The 15,036-nt window shown below is 44.4% G+C and carries 12 protein-coding genes, 2 tRNA genes and 1 other RNA gene; 6 read left to right on the top strand and 9 right to left on the bottom strand.

What is annotated here, in order from left to right; translation table 11 throughout:
• Positions 1-33: 33 nt before the first annotated feature.
• Positions 34-1,314: an antiviral reverse transcriptase Drt2 gene (drt2, locus tag AB6D07_RS10315; RefSeq protein ID WP_372140715.1), complete on the top strand. Its 1,281-nt coding sequence runs from the start codon at positions 34-36 to the stop codon at positions 1,312-1,314.
• 280 nt (positions 1,315-1,594) lie between these two features.
• Here drt2 and AB6D07_RS10310 read toward each other — a convergent pair whose 3' ends face one another.
• The 3 genes from AB6D07_RS10310 to AB6D07_RS10300 form a co-directional block, all read right to left on the bottom strand.
• Positions 1,595-3,505: a site-specific integrase gene (locus AB6D07_RS10310; RefSeq protein ID WP_081324618.1), complete on the bottom strand. Its 1,911-nt coding sequence runs from the start codon at positions 3,503-3,505 to the stop codon at positions 1,595-1,597.
• A gap of 92 nt (positions 3,506-3,597) precedes the next feature.
• An RNA gene (gene ffs / locus AB6D07_RS10305) (signal recognition particle sRNA small type) lies at positions 3,598-3,694 on the bottom strand.
• 196 nt (positions 3,695-3,890) lie between these two features.
• Entirely contained in the window at positions 3,891-4,634 is a 744-nt protein-coding gene (locus tag AB6D07_RS10300) for a hypothetical protein (protein ID WP_009847251.1), read from the bottom strand.
• A 227-nt stretch (positions 4,635-4,861) separates the two neighbouring features.
• On the opposite strand from AB6D07_RS10300, the gene AB6D07_RS10295 reads away from it, so the two are divergent.
• Positions 4,862-5,164 (top strand): MGMT family protein, encoded by a 303-nt coding sequence (locus tag AB6D07_RS10295; protein ID WP_009847252.1) that lies wholly within the window; start codon positions 4,862-4,864, stop codon positions 5,162-5,164.
• A gap of 76 nt (positions 5,165-5,240) precedes the next feature.
• On the opposite strand, the gene AB6D07_RS10290 is transcribed toward AB6D07_RS10295, so the two are convergent.
• Positions 5,241-5,681, bottom strand: a complete 441-nt coding sequence (locus AB6D07_RS10290) for a YbaY family lipoprotein (RefSeq protein ID WP_009847253.1) — start codon at positions 5,679-5,681, stop codon at positions 5,241-5,243.
• A 168-nt stretch (positions 5,682-5,849) separates the two neighbouring features.
• Between AB6D07_RS10290 and tesB the strand changes: the two genes are divergently transcribed.
• Complete coding sequence (tesB, locus tag AB6D07_RS10285) at positions 5,850-6,710, top strand: acyl-CoA thioesterase II (protein ID WP_012604483.1); 861 nt, start codon at positions 5,850-5,852, stop codon at positions 6,708-6,710.
• Positions 6,711-6,834: 124 nt separating this feature from the next.
• Here the strand turns inward: tesB and AB6D07_RS10280 are convergent, their stop codons facing one another.
• Positions 6,835-7,500, bottom strand: coding sequence for a hypothetical protein (locus AB6D07_RS10280; RefSeq protein WP_017103197.1), 666 nt, complete (start codon positions 7,498-7,500; stop codon positions 6,835-6,837).
• 89 nt (positions 7,501-7,589) lie between these two features.
• Positions 7,590-8,045, bottom strand: coding sequence for an Lrp/AsnC family transcriptional regulator (locus AB6D07_RS10275; protein ID WP_009847256.1), 456 nt, complete (start codon positions 8,043-8,045; stop codon positions 7,590-7,592).
• A gap of 147 nt (positions 8,046-8,192) precedes the next feature.
• Between AB6D07_RS10275 and AB6D07_RS10270 the strand changes: the two genes are divergently transcribed.
• Positions 8,193-9,260, top strand: a complete 1,068-nt coding sequence (locus AB6D07_RS10270; RefSeq protein ID WP_017103198.1) for a PLP-dependent cysteine synthase family protein — start codon at positions 8,193-8,195, stop codon at positions 9,258-9,260.
• A gap of 91 nt (positions 9,261-9,351) precedes the next feature.
• Here the strand turns inward: AB6D07_RS10270 and AB6D07_RS10265 are convergent, their stop codons facing one another.
• From AB6D07_RS10265 to AB6D07_RS10255, 3 genes are all read right to left on the bottom strand, one after another.
• Positions 9,352-9,672 carry a DUF1244 domain-containing protein gene (locus tag AB6D07_RS10265; RefSeq protein ID WP_017103199.1) on the bottom strand — a complete coding sequence of 107 codons (321 nt, stop codon included), beginning with the start codon at positions 9,670-9,672 and terminating at the stop codon, positions 9,352-9,354.
• Between the two features lie 158 nt (positions 9,673-9,830).
• On the bottom strand, positions 9,831-12,944 hold the full coding sequence (vexH, locus tag AB6D07_RS10260) for a vibriobactin export RND transporter permease subunit VexH (RefSeq protein WP_372091519.1): 3,114 nt from the start codon (positions 12,942-12,944) through the stop codon (positions 9,831-9,833).
• A complete protein-coding gene (locus AB6D07_RS10255; protein WP_372091521.1) occupies positions 12,944-14,062 on the bottom strand; it encodes an efflux RND transporter periplasmic adaptor subunit in 1,119 nt (372 codons plus the stop codon). Before AB6D07_RS10255 ends, vexH begins: the two co-directional genes overlap by 1 nt.
• A 551-nt stretch (positions 14,063-14,613) precedes the next feature.
• On the opposite strand from AB6D07_RS10255, the gene AB6D07_RS10250 reads away from it, so the two are divergent.
• Together AB6D07_RS10250 and AB6D07_RS10245 are read left to right on the top strand one after the other, a co-directional pair.
• A tRNA-Tyr gene (locus AB6D07_RS10250) sits at positions 14,614-14,698 on the top strand.
• 102 nt (positions 14,699-14,800) lie between these two features.
• Positions 14,801-14,885: transfer RNA gene (locus AB6D07_RS10245), tRNA-Tyr, on the top strand.
• The last annotated feature ends 151 nt before the right edge of the window (positions 14,886-15,036 follow it).

Genomic DNA, 15,036 nt, shown 5'->3' with positions numbered 1-15,036 from the left:
GCTGATCAGATCGTAGGTTCTTGATTTAGTTCCATTGAATTACGCAACAAAGCCTATCGAAGTCGTAGTTACCTGCATTTCGACCTACCAGTTAGCTTCAATAAAGCTAAAAACCTCGTAACTAATCCTATTTTGGTTTCCAAGCATGCTTTCTTTCCGCTAATAAATTATGCGGTAGAGTCTAAGAAAATAAGCAAAAACAAAGATACTCGAAAAATCGATGTAGCTGTAAAAGAGCGTCCAATTGCTTATTCTTCGCACGTGGATAGCCATATCTATGCATTTTATGCCAACGTTCTAAGTAAAAAATATGAAGCTAAGTTGAAATCGGCGGGTTTGACCGAGAGTATTCTCGCTTTTAGAGGGCTAGGTAAAAGTAATATTGATTTTTCCTTTGAAGCCTTTGAACAAATTAAAATTATGGGTGAATGTAGTGCAGTTGCACTCGACTTCTCTAAATTCTTTGACACTTTAGACCATGATTTACTCAAACAAAGTTGGGCGAGTTTACTAGGCGAGAAAAAGCTGCCGTCAGACCATTTTAATGTCTTTAAATCTATTACGAAGTTCTCGAAAGTAAATAAAGTTGAGTTATATAAAGAATTTGGTATTTCACCAAATAATCCTAAAAACGGTAGAAATAGAGTCTGCACTGCTCAAGAATTTCGGAATGTTGTCAGGAAGAAGAAGCTCATAAAAACCAATCCAGACCCGTTCGGTATACCTCAAGGTTCACCCATCAGCGCCTTGTTATCAAACATATATATGCTTGAGTTTGATGCAGAGATGAAACGGTACATGGACATTCATGGTGGTAAATACTATCGCTATTGTGATGATATGCTTTTCATTGTTCCAGCTCCTTTAAGAGACAAAGTCGCTGGCTATGCGCAAGAGCAAGTTAAACAACTAAAGGTTTCAATTAACCCTAAGAAAACTGAGCTGAGAACTTTCAGTTCTCAAGGTGGCATCTTAGTTGCTGATCAAATGCTTCAATACCTAGGTTTTATGTTTGACGGTGAGAACGTGTATATCCGTTCTTCTTCATTAGCTCGATACTCAGAAAAAATGAAAAGAGGTATTCGTTTAGCTAAGAAAACCATGGATAAGTACAATGCGGTTCGTGCCGCTAAAGGCTTGCCTGAAAAAGGATTGTACAAGCGTAAACTATATAGTCGCTACACTCATTTAGGCGGCAGAAACTTTGTTACGTATGGTTTGCGGGCTGCTAGTACAATGCAGAGTAAGACGATCAAGCGTCAACTAAAGCCTCTTTGGCGCAGGTTTCATGAGGAACTCGAAAGGGAAGCATAACAAACGATTAAGACTGATTCCCAACGCATGGCATTTTTCACTCCATCGTTGGGTTGTGTGTTTACGGTGGTTTGGTTAAATACAGAAAAGTTCATTAGGGTCTTGCCTTTTGCCAATCGAACTCTTTAATACTTGGGTTAATGTATGTTTTGCTAATTTAGCAAAGAGCATAAATCACTCTGTCCAAGAATGTGCTAGACGAGACCTCTACCTATATTTACCATCCAAAAACCACCTCCTCTGCCCTGCTAAGGCACGAGGTGGCAATTAGAAAGCGTGGCTAGTAACTACCAAGCTCAAAAGGCAAAACACCCTTCAAAATCTCACTGACATCGTATTCTTCGATCTTGTCTTTTAACTGCCTATGAGAGATACGGCCACCATAGGTATCATCTGTAATATTGCCATTCTTGTGCCCAACAAGCTGCTTGAGCGCCATGCAGTTTTTACCGCGCTTTTGATAATCAAAAATAAACGAGTGTCGTAAGCTATAGAGTGACTTATTCTGTTCTTTGAGCTTCATCGGCGTTGAAAAGTGATTATCGAACCAATCTTCCACTTTGCCGTAGTAGCCAGAGCTTTCAGTGTACGTAAGGTCTGGGAACAGCATTCTGCCACTGCTTACAGAATCTATATAGACTTGAAACCCGAGTTTGAATAAGACATCAGGGACAGGGATATAACGAGCAGCACTGTCATTCTTTATGCTTTGATCGTCATCTTCTTCCTGTATGACAAAGCACAACACCTCATCTATCTCTCTGACGTCTTTAACTCTCAGTTGGCAAATTTCATTCGGTCGAGCACCCGTCACCATTACAATCAGCATGATCCAATACTGATAGCTTAAGCGTATATTTTGCCTCGTATTTCGGCCAAGCTTTCCTTTGGTATACACCGGATGCGAGAAGATTTCTTTGAGGTCTTCAACCGTAAACGGATCCTTTTTATCTTTGTCACCATGAATATTATCAGGTGTGCGCCCCTTTTTTGTCTTGGACTTTGACTTGCTAAGCCCCTCAAATGGGTTGTACTCGATCTTCTGATGAAGAGCAGCCCACCGATACAGTGTTGAAGCCCGCTCGATGTCTCTCAACGCTTGGTCTTCCTTACGGACTGGCAGGCCTAGGTCTTTGTTTTTATCGATAATTTCATCGGCACTTAATCCATCAAAGTGCTTTTTGTTTGCGGTGCCCCTAGCATTTTTAGGAAACAATTTAAGCTGTGGAATGATTCGATTAACATCATCTCGGCTGACGTTAGACATGTCAGGAGAGCCTAGCAGTTCATGGACAAGGCGACAGGAAGTCAAAACCGCTTTCGCTTCCTTTTGCCCCTTATTCAAGTTTGTTTTTTCGAGTTGGTAGCCTTCGATCACCGTTTCAATATCGACAACAACCTTTGATTTAACACTAGGTTGAATTTGAACCTCCACTCGTTCTTCTGACTGGATAGGCTGATCAAGCTTTTCGGGTACTGGTTCTTGGCTCGACCAACAATCATCAATGCTGAAGTCATCAGGCCAGGGCTGGGAAGTACCTGACTCGTACTCTTGGATTGCCTTAAGGACGGACTTAGCCCCACCAAGATTTAACGAATCAAGACATTGCTGAAAGTCTCGAGTGAATTGGCACATTGCAATGCAAATATTCTTCTTGTCTTCTCGGCAGTGCAGTGTGTCCAATTTGGATGGGAAGTCATACAAAGAAGCTATGTCGTCTGCAACTTGTAAAGGGCTAGCGTCACGTTGCCATATGGACTCAATAACATCGATAGAGGGAATGCTGCTGTCATCTTTACGCAGAGCGATACGCTGCTTCTGCGCACGAAGTAGATTAGGGGTACGTTCAAGTAACTGAATATAGGTTGTTAGTTTAGAAAGTGTTTGTCGCTTAGTGGCCTGTAGGTACTCCGACATGTAGGTGTCGTCCAAGGGCGGCAGCTTGAACGCGATGGCACTAGAACCACTCACCTGTCGTCTATCATCAAAACCGTGTTTGTCTAACAACTCCAATCTCTCCCAAAGTACCTGCTGCATTTTAGATGCTTTTAATCTAGCAGTATTGAGTGAACGAGTGGATAGCGATTTCTTTATTTCACGCCCATTTGGGAAAAAAGATCGAAATCGGGCGGGAATTTGATAACGGAAGTACCAAATACCTGAAGAAGAACGTTGAGTAAGATAGCGCATGTTTAGTACCACTATTTAGTACCAATTGGCTTTCTGAGCTATATTTGTAGGGTAATCATTTGATAAGTAAGGATAAAGCAGTAGAAGGGTGGAAGCCCCAGCCACATCCCGGCACACACGTCGCCTGCTGCGGCTGCTCCCTTCCAGGCCTGACCGAGTTCACAAGTTAGTGTTGCGGGAGGACCAGAGCCTCCATAGATTCTTTTTCTAAGAGGCTTGCCTCAAAGAGTGATTGGATTATTAAGCATCGCAGCAACCATTGCAAGCCCTTCCACCCTATTTTTGAACAATTGCGTTCTAAGTGCTTATCCTTTATTCAACCCATTCGCAAATCGCAGGTAAATTCGCCATTTACCGGCAGTTGGAAGGTTTGGTTACAGAAGAGCTAAATATCGATGTCTTCATTATCTTCGGTGCGAAGGATGTAGTCTGTCATCCAAGCGGTGCCCAACAAACATAACCACACCACAAAAACGGGACTAGGCACTTCGATACTTGGGGTTATCACCAAAGCCGCAAAACCGACTGTTGGCAATGTCCAACACAACAGCTTATTCCAACGGAAAGTTTTCAAGCGCGTCAATGTTTCCATCGATGCCATGATACCCGTGACGCACAAAGCCACCAAAGCGGCATAAGGTAAATCGGCCATCCATAATGGAAGTATTAAGCCTAATGACCACCAGCTGTGTCGACTGGCTGGCTTAAGATGATTTGCCGCCCACCAAATCACGATGATCGACAAGGTTTGCAGCGTAGTAACCCACGGAACGCCATCAAGCTTTCCTGCGGATTGCGTCACCATGATCCCGACTTGTAGCGTTGCGACGATCAAGCCAGAAATAATCACGACCGACAAACTGCTGCGTTTTGAAAAGACCACCATCAATAGTGGGAATAACACCCATACACTGACAGAGAGCGTGATGGGTTGCAAAGGAAGGGTTAGACCGTAAGTGGTCATGGCAGCAAGCAAAGCTAAACCTGCGATACCGCCCTGCGGTAGAATCCATAATGCAGGAATGACCATTGCAAGTACTGGGATATCTCCCTCACTTAAACTGATTGCTCTCGCGCAAACAACCGCTAATAATGTGGTGATCAAGAACTGAAACGTTGAAAATACCATAGCCCTCTCCTTCTACCGATCCGTGGTACCATACCAATCGTAGTAATTAACTGGTCACCCTAGCTTGTTAAAAGCCTCGATAACCTCGTTAGATTTTTTGATTGTAGAATAACTATTTATCGAAACTTCTTATCAAAAAGAGCAGTCTTGTTCTCAAGCTTTTTCCCTGCGCTATTTTTGAACACTTACTTACTGTGATTGGTATTTATGAACTAGGAACATTTAGTATGGACCAATTTTTGCCCCAAATCTTTGCTGTGATTCACCAAATTCCATATGGGAAAGTAACAACTTATGGAGACATCGCACGTTTTTCAGGATTTCCGGGTTATGCGCGCCATGTGGGTAAAGCGCTGGGTAACCTACCAGAAGGAAGCAAACTGCCTTGGTATCGGGTGATCAATAGTAAAGGTGAGATCTCTTTGAAAGGGGATTCCTTTGATCGTCAGAAAAAGCATTTGCAAGAAGAAGGGATTGAAGTGAGTGACGCGGGAAAAGTTAAACTCAGAATATACAAATGGCAGCCCTAGAGCTGCCACTAATCGTCTATTCAACTGACTAAATTAAGCTTAATCAAGATGCCTTAACAGTGGCATCGATTTCGAATTAACGGACACCAACCAAACGTAGGTCTGCTTGTTGCGTGTTTTCTACGTCAGTAATCACTGACTTAATGGTGTCAGTAGTGAAACGTAATTTGCCGTCAACGTGAATCGTTGCGCGCATGTTGTAACGGTGGTTAGCTTTAATCTTGTTGTTGTCGTAGCTCAGCTCGAATGCGAACGGTACTTGCTTACCGTCAGTGGTGAACTCTTGAGTCGCGATAACGGTCGATGGTGCGTCAGCCAGTGAGATGTCTTCTAGCGTAACAGTCACTACTGCATTCTCTGGCAATGCAATTCTTTCACGATAGCTTACTGTTCCTGAAATCACTTGAGTGTTCTCTGCAACCACTTCCTGAGAAGCACTGGTTTCTGATGTTGCTTGGCAACCCACAAGTAGGCCAAACGATACTAAAGACGTAATAAGAATTAGAGCCTTTTTCATATTCAATTTCTCTCAACATGTTTGCCGGACTCGGCAAATCTACTCACCAATTATAAGAGAGCTTTCATATTCTGTCTCGAAACCCTATGATTTATTGACAGATATCTGACTAAGCTGAATGATTAACACCATAATCTGACACCTATTTTACCAAGAGGCATGCTGGCGATGAGTCAACCTTTAAATGAATTACTCAATTTACTTCAGCTAGAGAAACTAGAGGAAGGCCTGTTCCGCGGGCAAAGTGAGAACCTAGGTCTGCCACAGGTATACGGCGGTCAAGTATTAGGGCAAGCGCTTTCTGCTGCTCGTTATACGGTTCAAGACGACCGCAGTGTTCACTCGTTCCACAGTTACTTTCTATTTCCCGGCGACCCTGAAAAACCCATTATTTACGATGTTGAGAACCTAAGAGATGGACGCAGCTTTAGTACACGCCGCGTGAAAGCGATTCAAAATGGCCGCCCTATTTTCTATCTTACGGCTTCTTATCATGGTGACGCACCCGGCTTTGAACACCAGAATGAAATGCCAAACATCCCAGGGCCAGAGAACTTTGCATCAGAAACTGAGTTAGCAAGCCACATTGCTGAATTTTTGCCTGAGAAACTGCGTAAGACTTTCTGTGGCGAAAAGCCAATTGAGATGCGCCCGGTAACAATAGTGAACCCGCTTAACCCTAAGAAAGCCGACCCAAAACAATACCTTTGGGTGAGAGCAAATGGCGCGATGCCAGACAACCAATTGATTCACCAATACCTGCTTGCTTACGCATCGGATTGGGGGTTCTTGGTGACGGCGCTTCACCCTCACGAAGTTTCGATCATGACACCCAACTTCCAAGTGGCAACGATTGACCACTCAATCTGGTTCCACCGCCCATTCAAGATGGATGAATGGCTGCTTTATGCGATTGAAAGCCCAACGGCAGCGAACACTCGTGGCCTAGTGCGCGGCGAGATCTTTAATCAGAAAGGTGAGCTAGTAGCGACTGCCGTTCAAGAAGGTGTGATGCGTTTTACTAAATAGCGAATAAACGCTTTTCACAAGCCCCAAATATGTACGAGAAAACAAAAAGAGAGGCTAGGTTTAATACCTAGCCTCTCTTTTTAATGATGCTAACGACAAGCTGTCACGTAACAGTCCGTAATCTCTATTCAGCCTCTAGCAAGGGTTCGAATTCACCTTGTACTCGAGTTTTAATTCCATCACCAGCGTCTCGCAGTAGATTAAATGGCGATAACACCACGCCTTTCACTGCGCCCTCTGCGGCGCCCTGAGCTAACTCTTTACTTTTATCTGCCAGCAAATTCGCTTGTTCCAAAATACCCGGTACTTCCGCTCGTAGCATTTCAGATTCAGCAACAACAGTGGGGATAGTTTGTTCGCGGTAGGATTTACTTTCAGCGAGCATCGGTGGCATCACATCAACACGGTATCGTTTTAATTCGGTCAATGTTGGCGGGATGACATCGGTTCTTACCTGCCCGACTTCCGTTCGGACATGTTTAACTTCATCTAATATCGCAGGGATTTTATTATCGACCGATGAAACGGTTTGATTCACTTTTTCGACGGTCTTTCTGACGTCTTCAACGGTATCTAACACCTGAGGAGCAAGCTCATTAACATGTTCAGCAAACGCTAACATCTCTTCTACTTTTAGCCCTTTGGTAAGACCGGATAAATCTTCGATCACCTGCGGATAAGTATCAACGATTTCACCGACTTTATTGGTAAACGAATAGATGGTGTAACCCAAATAAAAAATGGCAACGGCCAGCACCAATTGGATAGCAGTAGATACTTTTGCAAACATGAATATTCCTTTTCTTTATCGCAGAGGCGAGATCTAAACTGAGAATATATCTAAACTGAAACGATAGTTAACGTTTAGCTAGGTGCAGCTTATAGAGGCAATGCCGTTGTGTACTTCAATGGCTCCATCGCAAACGTCGAGGTCACATTAGAGATACCATCAATGCTATTCACCAAGCGCTTGTAGAAATCATCAAAGCACTTCATGTCTTTCACCTGAACCTTCATCATATAATCATATTCGCCAGCCATGCGATAAAACTCCATCACTTCTGGAAATTCCGATACGGTGTTTACAAAACGACCATACCACTCATGAGAATGATCACTGGTTTTCACCAATACGAACGCTGTAAAAGCAAGTTCGAGCTTTTCAGGATTCAATAACGCCACTTTTTTTTCAATAATGCCGTTTTCTTCGAGGCGTTTAAGCCTTTTCCAACAAGGTGTTGTGGTGAGGTTGACCGCTTCTGAAATGTCGTTCAATGACAATGTGCTGTCTTCTTGTAACAGCCTTAATATTTTTTTATCTACGGCATCTATCACACTTTCACCAAATCGAATTTAAAGAGAATAATTTTCTACAATTTAAGCAAAACAAAGCAAATATGGCAAAGTTTTTCTCTCAAATTCTAGCTAAATTGGAAGCATACCAATTACAAAGAATTCCTACACTCGATCAGGAGAACGCTTATGTGCACTGACCATCAATGGATTAACAACGCGATTCGTAAAATTGAAGCGGACTACCAACGCTCAGCGGATACGCACCTTATCAAGCTCGATCTACCAAGTATCGAAGGCATTGATGTTTACCTTAAAGATGAAAGCACACACCCTACAGGCTCTTTAAAGCACCGCTTAGCGCGTTCTCTGTTCTTATACGCTATCTGTAACGGTTGGGTTGGCCCAGAAACAACAATCATTGAATCGTCATCAGGCAGTACTGCAGTATCTGAAGCGTACTTCGCTCGCCTACTTGGCCTGCCGTTTATTGCGGTAATGCCGAAATGCACAGCGAAGAAGAAGATTGAGCAGATTGAATTCTACGGCGGCCAAGCGCATCTTGTTGACCGCTCAGATGAAATTTACGATGAGTCTCGCCGTTTAGCGACTGAACTTAATGGCCATTACATGGACCAATTTACCTACGCTGAGCGCGCAACCGACTGGCGTGGTAACAACAACATCGCGAACTCCATTTTCAATCAAATGCAGATGGAAGATCACCCTGTTCCAGCGTGGGTAGTAATGAGCCCAGGTACTGGCGGCACTTCAGCAACTATCGGCCGCTTCATTCGCTACCAACAGCATGAAACTAAGCTTTGTGTTGTCGACCCTGAGAACTCGGTATTCCACGAATACTTCCAAACAGGCAATGCGAACGTGAAAGGCAATACATTCAGCAAGATTGAAGGCATTGGTCGCCCACGCGCAGAGCCAAGCTTCATTCCTGGTGTGGTTGACGAAATGCGTAAAATTCCTGACGCAGCAAGCATCGCAACCACACATTGGTTGTCTGATATTCTTGGCCGTAAGGTTGGCGCATCAACCGGTACTAACATGTACGGTGTGCTTCAGTTAGCCAGTGAAATGAAAGCACGTGGCGAAACAGGTTCTATTGTGACTTTGCTATGTGACAGCGGCGAGCGTTACCTAGACACTTACTTCAATGACGAGTGGGTAAATAACAACATTGGTGACCTGCAACCTTACGCAGCGAAATTGGAAGCTTTCTCGCAAACAGGTGAGTTGGCTTAACCACAGAGTAAGCACCGACGCCAAAATTAAAAAGAGCCCTTGATGGGCTCTTTTTTGTTTGTTCTGTTAATCAATCACTAACGAGAACAAATTACTCTGGCTTCTGCTTCGCTTCAAATGCCGCGAGTTGTTCAGGCGTCGCTTTTGGTTGATGGTTTTGTTTCCACTCATCGTAAGTCATGCCATATACGCGCTCACGAGCATCATCGATATCAAAATCTAAACCTTGTTGTTCAGCTTCTGCTTTGTACCACTTACTGAAACAGTTACGGCAAAAGCCCGCCAAGATCATCAGGTCGATGTTTTGGACATCTTTGTTGTTGTCTAGGTGTGCTAACAGGCGACGAAAGGTTGCTGCATCCAGCTTGTCTTGTTCTTCTTGAGAAAGATCTTTGTATTTAAATTCAGCCACTTTACTTTCCTTTATTCGATTTATTGTACTAATTCATTGAGCTCTGTGTGTTATACAAAAAAAGCCTGCAATTCGCTAGGAGCAAACGCAGGCTTTTCAATATTGTTACACTATTCCGTGCTCATTAAGCGTACGTGTTCATTAGCCGTGCGTGTTCATTAACCGTGACTGCTTCTTCCCACGTTATCATGGCTGAGTTCTTTATTAAGCTCCGCTTCCACGTGACCCGGAGAGCGTGTTGAGCCGGAAATCAGTCGGTACATCGCAGGGATTACAAACAGAGTTACCAGTGTCGCGAAGCCCATACCGAAGAAGATAACCGTACCTACTGCCACTCGGCTTTCATAGCCAGCGCCCGTTGAGGTAATCAATGGGATTGCACCAGCTAATGTCGTGAACGCCGTCATTAAAATTGGGCGTAGACGTCGAGCTGAAGCATCAATAATCGCCTTTTCAAATTCAATACCACGATCTCGAAGTTGGTTAGCAAATTCGACGATCAAGATACCGTTTTTGGTCACCATACCGATCAACATGATCATACCGATCTGGCTGTAAACGTTGAGCCCTTGACTCATCAACACCAAGCCTAAGAAGCCACCAAAGATACCCATAGGTACGGTGAACATCACCACCAGAGGGTTGATGAAGCTTTCAAATTGCGCAGCCAATACCAAGTACGCGACCAACATCGCTAGCGCGAACACCACTAAGATACTCGATTGGTTTTCTTTAAAATCTTTAGACTCGCCTGAGTAGCTTACTGAAATATCACCCGGTAGCTGCTCAATCGCTTGTTCATCAAGGAAATCCAAAGCATCGCCCAGCGTGTAGCCTTCCATTAGGTTCGCTTTGATGGTGACTGATTTCTGCTTGTTGTAGTGCGACAAACGAATCGATGATGCCACTTCTTCAATATGTGTCAGCGTATCAAGCGTGACTAGCTCACCAGATTGAGTTCGCATGTAGATTTGGCTTAAATCGTTGGCGTTGTTAAAGCTGTTTTCATCACCACGCAGATACACGTCATACTCTTCACCACGGTCAACGAAGGTGGTTTCACTGCGGCCGCCCAGCATGATTTCTAACGTGTCCGAAATATCCGATACGCTCACACCCAGCTCAGCTGCACGCTGCTTGTCTACGGTAACCAATAACTCTGGCGTTTTCTCAGAGTAATCGATGTCCGCACCTTCCATCATTGGAGAGTCTTCAGCGGCTTGCTTTAACAGTTCGCCCCATTTCTGAAGCTCAGAGTAATCAGAGCCACCCAGTACAAATTGCACAGGCTCACTCGAACCACCACGGAAGCCTGGCATGAACGGGAACACACGTACATCAGGAATACCCGCTAAAGACTTACGTACCTCGCCCAAGGCTTGTTGTGCTGTCTCTTCACGTTCATCCCAATCTTCCAGGATCATGATAACGAAGCCCGTTTGGTCGCCCGCATTACCACCAAACGCTGGCGATTGAATGCTGAATGACTTCAAGAATCCTTGACCAAGCAGCGGCATTAGGCGTTCTTCAACGATGTCCATGTTGGCAGACATACGGTTGTAACTAGTTGCATCGGCACCACGAACAAACGCAAAGATAACACCACGGTCTTCTTTTGGCGTCAGTTGCGACGGCACTTGTTGCATCAAACTATAACTACCGCCCATACACGCAATAATGATGATTGGAGCTGCCCAACGCCAGTTTAGAGCACGGCGCAATACCGATTTGTATCCAGCTTCTAACTTACCAAACACACGTTCAACAAATTGATTGAAGCGATTAGGTTTCACGTTCGCCTTTAAGATCTTGCTGCCCAGAACCGGCGTCAAGGTTAATGCTATGACAGATGAGAAGATCACCGACATCGCCAAAAGTACCGAGAACTCAGTAAAAAGAAGGCCTACCATACCGTCCATAAACGAGATTGGTAGGAACACCATGACCAGTACTAGCGTGGTTGCGATTACCGCAAAGCCTACTTCACGTGTCCCTTTATAAGCCGCAAGCAATGGTGATTCACCACGTTCAATGTGGTGGAAAATATTCTCAACCACCACAATCGCATCATCGACCACCAAACCGATAGACAGGATAAGTGCCATCAAGGTGATGAGGTTGATAGAGAAGCCAAAGTAGTACGCTGCAATAAACGACGAGATTAGCGACACAGGAACCGTCACGGCTGGAATCAGCGTTGCACGCGCTTGGCCAATGAAGACGTAAAGCACGAGGATAACCAAACCACCCGTAATAAAGAGTGTGCTGTAAACCTCTGAGATCGAACGGTCGATAAAGACAGTGGAGTCATAGTCGACAGCCAAGCGAGTTCCGTCAGGCAAGAACTTTTGAATCGCTTCGACTTCTTTATGGACTAAGTCAGCCACCTCAAGTGGGTTGGCATCAGACTGAGGCACAATGCCCATACTGACGTTAACAACGCCGTCACTCTTAAAAGTCGAGTTCTCGTTTTCTGCGCCAATGTAAACATCCGCCACATCTTTCAAGTAGATAGGTGTGTTATCAGAGGCACGTTTCACCACTAGGTATTCGAAATCTTTGGCTTCAGTATATGAACGAGCAGTACGAACCGACATCACAATCGCATCGTTACGCACTTCGCCACCCGGGCTTTCAATGTTCTCGTTACGTAGGGCTTGTGTAATATCAGAGGCGGTAACACCACGACCCGCCATTAACGCGGGTTTCAGCTTCACGTACATGACTTTGTACAAACCGCCAGAAATATCCACCGAGCTCACACCAGAGATCAAACTAAAGCGGTCAATCAACACACGTTCGGTGTAGTCGGTTAACTGCGTTCGATCCATCTCAGTTGAGCTTAAATTGATGTAAACCGACGCTTCACCACTACCATTGTTTTTGTAAACAATCGGGTCATCGGCTTCATCTGGCAACGAACGCTGAGCACGCGCTACCGCATCACGCACATCACTGACACCGGTATTGAGGTCATAACCAAGTTCAAAGGTGATGGTGATTCGTGACGATCCGTTTCGTGTCGTAGATTCGATTTCATCGATACCACTGATGCCGGATAACTGGTCTTCAAGGTTGGAGGTAATTTGGCTTTCAATGATGGTGGCAGATGCACCTTCATAACGAGTACTGATCGATACCATCGGGCTTTCAATATCGGGCATTTCACGAACTGCGAGCTTATTGAAAGAGACAATACCAAACACAACCAAAAGCAGGCTCAATACAACAGCCGCTACTGGTCTCTTCACAGAAACATCAGATAACAACATTAGTTAGCGCCTTCTTGTGCTGCTGTATTTTCATCAAGTTTAGCTTTGTTGCCATCAAGATTAGCTGTATCGCCGTCAAGTTTAGCAGGGCGATTAACGGCAAGTTCTTGAACCAAAACACCGTCACGCATGTTCACGATACCTTGCACTACGATCTTCTGACCAATCTCGATACCTTTTTCGATCACGACTTCGTTATCAAGACGAGCCCCGAGGAATACTTCGGTACGAGTCGCTTTGTTATCTTCGCCAATAACATAAACGAAACGCTTAGTGCCTGAATACTCAAGCGCTTGAACTGGAATGATTGGGGCTTCTACTGGTGGGAAGTCCATATCAGCCGCCACTAACATGCCCGGTTTTAGGTAATCATTGTTGTTATCGAAGTGGATTCGAACTCGAAGGTTCAAAGTTTCCGCGTTAATACGAGAATCAATCCCCACCACAGTACCCGTGAACTGAGTATCGCCCCACGCACTGGTGCGAGCCGTTACTGTCATACCTTTAGACAGTTTAGAAAGGTAGCGCTCAGGAATCTGAAGATCTAACTGCATCACAGACAAGTCATCTAACGTCACGAGCTCTGTACCCGATGTCACCATTTTGCCGCGGCTAAAGTCGATAAAACCGACCGTACCAGAGAAAGGAGCACTGATATGTAGATCTTTCAGGTTGGCGTTAGCGGCAGCTAGGCGAGCATTAGCGATCTCTACGTTAGTTTTCTGAGCGTCAATTTCAGTTTGAGTGATCGCGTTACGTTTCACTAGTCGTTGAAATTCCGCAAGCTTACGCTTTTCATCTTTTAAATATGCTTGTGCTTCTGCAACTGCTGCTTTTGCTTTGTCGTCATCGAGTTGAACCAACATCTGCCCTTTGGTGACATCTTGATTGGCTTTGATGTTAATAGAGTTCACTCTGCCAGCCACTTCAGAAGTGATCATTACAGATTGCTCGGCTTCTAACTTACCGACCAAAGAAAGAGACTGGCTAACTTGGTGAATATCAACTTGCTCGGTAACAACAGTGACCGTGCTAGGGCCCATACGTTTAGCTAGTGCGGCTGGAGACGCCATAATGATAGACAAGCTAAGCAGGGTTAAAACAATTTTATGCTTCATAATAATGGTCTGCAAGTAAGGTTTATACCAAACACAGTAGGTAAGTGGTCAGAAATAGCGCAAGGAAAAGACTTGAGAACAAGGCAGAGGTTTTCGATAAGTAGTTATTCTACAATCAAAAATCTTAACGCAGTTATCGAGCGTTTTAACAAGCTAGGGTGACCAATTATTTACTACGATTGGTATTATTATCTATAAATGAAATTAACCGTATTCTATCAACTGATGAATGCTGTAACGTCAAGAAGTGTAAATCTAAGTTAAATTCAATTGACGTTTCATGACGAATGACACGAACCAAACACGATACATAAAGCTAATTACCTCAAGGTGTTACCTATCAGTACGTAAATCTTAATACAGATGTTCACTTCACGAGCAATATGCGTACTTTTCGCCATCTTTGCCCAAAAAGGCAGCATTTAACACAAAACCATAAGAAAAACCCTTTACAGGTTTAACGTGTTTGCTATGATGCGCTCCGCACTTGAGAGATGCGTTGGGAAAAACATCTCTTTAGCCTATCCATTATGAGTTAGGAAAAACACCCTGGAGGGGTTCCCGAGTGGCCAAAGGGAGCAGACTGTAAATCTGCCGGCACTGCCTTCGATGGTTCGAATCCGTCTCCCTCCACCATATTCTTCTTACCTCTTTCGAGAGTTAAGAGAACAACCTGATTGATGGGCTTATGGGAAAACATCAATTTAGGCTTACTTTGTGAAAAGTAAGACACACCCTGGAGGGGTTCCCGAGTGGCCAAAGGGAGCAGACTGTAAATCTGCCGGCACTGCCTTCGATGGTTCGAATCCGTCTCCCTCCACCATATTCTCCTTAATTGGAAAATCGAAAAGCCAACTCATTGAGTTGGCTTTTTTCGTTTCTGAGCTTTATATCTTTCTAAACGTATCTTGCCGAACCTATCTTTCTAAACACGGTCCTCAACTTCCTAAACACTAACCCGTTACAACCCAAGA

The sequence above is a fragment of the Vibrio sp. 10N.239.312.C11 genome (genome assembly GCF_041466065.1).
GTDB classification, from domain to species: domain Bacteria; phylum Pseudomonadota; class Gammaproteobacteria; order Enterobacterales; family Vibrionaceae; genus Vibrio; species Vibrio tasmaniensis_A.
Note: the sequence above shows the minus strand (reverse complement) of the source record. Positions and strands in the feature narration are given on the sequence as shown.

Excerpts from the sequence above, each read along its gene's own strand:
- AB6D07_RS10290 (WP_009847253.1), bottom strand. The coding sequence starts at position 5,681 with ATGAAAAAGGCTCTAATTCTTATTACGTCTTTAGTATCGTTTGGCCTA.
- AB6D07_RS10295 (WP_009847252.1), top strand. The coding sequence starts at position 4,862 with ATGGACCAATTTTTGCCCCAAATCTTTGCTGTGATTCACCAAATTCCA.
- tesB (WP_012604483.1), top strand. The coding sequence starts at position 5,850 with ATGAGTCAACCTTTAAATGAATTACTCAATTTACTTCAGCTAGAGAAA.
- AB6D07_RS10310 (WP_081324618.1), bottom strand. The coding sequence starts at position 3,505 with ATGCGCTATCTTACTCAACGTTCTTCTTCAGGTATTTGGTACTTCCGT.
- vexH (WP_372091519.1), bottom strand. The coding sequence starts at position 12,944 with ATGTTGTTATCTGATGTTTCTGTGAAGAGACCAGTAGCGGCTGTTGTA.
- AB6D07_RS10270 (WP_017103198.1), top strand. The coding sequence starts at position 8,193 with ATGTGCACTGACCATCAATGGATTAACAACGCGATTCGTAAAATTGAA.
- AB6D07_RS10300 (WP_009847251.1), bottom strand. The coding sequence starts at position 4,634 with ATGGTATTTTCAACGTTTCAGTTCTTGATCACCACATTATTAGCGGTT.
- AB6D07_RS10255 (WP_372091521.1), bottom strand. The coding sequence starts at position 14,062 with ATGAAGCATAAAATTGTTTTAACCCTGCTTAGCTTGTCTATCATTATG.
- AB6D07_RS10280 (WP_017103197.1), bottom strand. The coding sequence starts at position 7,500 with ATGTTTGCAAAAGTATCTACTGCTATCCAATTGGTGCTGGCCGTTGCC.